The following is a 228-nucleotide window of genomic DNA, read 5'->3' as shown; positions in this document are numbered from 1 at the left end:
GGGTAGGGCATTTATCGGCAAAAGTACCATTAGACATCACCCATCTAGTCAAAAAAACAACGCGTGTAGAACCGCCCAAGGTAGTCGATGAACCCAACCGCTATTTTTTTGATACCCTTGTTACTGAACCTGAGACAGAAGAAGAGACCGAGCCTGAATATACTCCTGCGGCTATTCCAACGCCCGAGCCTATACCAGTAAAGCCAATAGAGCCTGAGCAGAAACAAG

1 protein-coding gene is annotated in these 228 nt (G+C 46.9%); it reads left to right on the top strand.

Annotated elements, in window-relative coordinates; translation table 11 throughout:
• Positions 1–228, top strand: a 228-nt coding sequence (locus AC23P2_RS31480; protein WP_487776848.1) for a hypothetical protein, incomplete at both ends; no start/stop codon positions are given.

It is taken from the genome of Runella sp. R0.1_18 (genome assembly GCF_057652155.1).
The sequence above is the reverse complement of the archived record's forward strand: the minus strand, read 5'-3'. Positions and strand labels throughout refer to the sequence as shown.